The following is a 1,732-nucleotide window of genomic DNA, read 5'->3' on the forward strand; positions in this document are numbered from 1 at the left end:
TGCCTCGCGCTGAAGGTGGCGCGGCGCATCAACAGCCTCGGTGTGATCGAGGCGCTGGCCGACGCCATGTGCCTGCATGGCATCCCGGAGTACATCCGCTGCGACAATGGCCCTGAGATGATCGCGAAGGCGTTGCGCAAATGGGTCGCCAAGGCTGGCTCGCAGATCCAGTACATCGCGCCGGGCTCGCCGTGGGAGAACGGGGATTGTGAGAGCTTCAACGGCAAGCTGCGCGACGAGTGCCTGCGCCAAGAGATCTTCTACTCGCTCAAGGAAGCCCAGGCCGTGATCGCCCTCTGGCAGAACACCTACAACCGGGTCCGGCCGCACTCGTCCCTGGGCTACCGGCCGCCCGCGCCCGTCAGCTTCCCCGATTTGGCCTTCCGGCGACCCATGCCAGCGGCCCTGCAGTCGTCTCTCACTCGGCTCGGTCCAAAATACCGGTCAGGTCAGCCGCAACAGTTCCCCTACCGTCAAGCTATTGTTAGCTGACCGCTCTGCGGGATCGTCAATGGGAGCATAATCCCGCTCCCGTGCCTGCGCCCACGCTACCGCAGCCGCTTTGGATGAGAACGATTTTGAGCGAGTGGGAAAGCCGATGTGCCGCACCTGAACCTGCCAGGAACGTCCCCGCTTTCGGATAGTCGCCATGATTCGTAACCCGTCGCTCGTGACAAAGCGTGACAGGCTGTTCACGAACGCTAGGTGGAGCTTTCGGCAGGGTCAAAAAACCATAAGCAAAAACAATGGCTTATGATGGCGCACCCGACACGATTCGAACGTGTGACCTTTGCCTTCGGAGGGCAACGCTCTATCCAGCTGAGCTACGGGTGCTGACCGTGGCTCGTGAGTAGCCCAACTCAAGGCGCCGCGCAACGGCGCTGTGCGGGGTGGTTGATTGCCCTGATTGCTCAAAGGGATGGCAGCGTGGCCCTCCTCAGGCAAAGGTCACACGTTCGAATCGTGTCGGGTGCGCCGTTTCGATCAAAGTATGCGAACCACGCGCGCTACTCCGTCTGGGTTGAACCATCTGGGTGTTCGAGGCTTGCCGTGTCACCAATGATGCGGATGACGGCGTCATCCACCGTGATGCGGTTACCGGTCGCCTGCGGCAACGCCTTGTGGAACGTAATTACGCCCCAGCTACGAGGTTCTCACGCGCCAGCTGCTTAGTCAGTCCCGGACCCCCGATCTATGGCGGCTGTTGCTCCACAAGATGCGGTGCCGCCTGTTCTTGGTTTGCACTGACTTGATGGCGTGGGGTTCACGCAGAGGCGGCGACCAAAATCACTGATCGTTCTGGGGGGACGGAGAGAAGGGATGACCCGGCACCCGGGATCTGCATGAGGGGGTGGTGGCGCCCGTGGCAACGACCTCGCGCCGGCGGGCGTTCGCGCGGTTTGAGGTCAGTGTCGCCCTCTCGCTCCACTGAATGGCCTCACGCACGACGACCGGGACGGTGACCTATCAGGCCGAGTTGCTTCTCTACCTCGCCGATTACGCGGACGAACTCGGTGCCGGTGACACGCGCGCTCTCAGTCATGTATCTTGATGGCGGTTGAGGGTCAGGCTGAAGGATCTGACCGACGAACCAGTAAGGTTGTCACTCAAAAATATTGCGTGCCAACGATTCCGCGTCGCAAAGCGACTTCCCAAGCGTGACCGTTCAGGTAGGTTGTGGCGGTAGCTCAGGGTTGTGGATGCGGAGATCCAGTAGCCGAATGCCTCTTGG

At 61.3% G+C, this 1,732-nt stretch carries 1 protein-coding gene and 1 tRNA gene; one reads left to right on the forward strand and one right to left on the reverse strand.

The window, feature by feature from the left end; translation table 11 throughout:
- Positions 1 to 492 (forward strand): integrase core domain-containing protein (locus tag E4V01_RS25275; RefSeq protein ID WP_245517714.1); only part of this gene is annotated, 492 nt, incomplete at its 5' end.
- A 265-nt stretch (positions 493 to 757) separates the two neighbouring features.
- Here E4V01_RS25275 and E4V01_RS25280 read toward each other — a convergent pair.
- A tRNA-Arg gene (locus E4V01_RS25280) sits at positions 758 to 834 on the reverse strand.
- Positions 835 to 1,732 lie beyond the last annotated feature (898 nt).

Origin of the sequence: Methylorubrum sp. Q1, from assembly GCF_004683995.1 — a bacterium.
Lineage (GTDB): Bacteria > Pseudomonadota > Alphaproteobacteria > Rhizobiales > Beijerinckiaceae > Methylobacterium.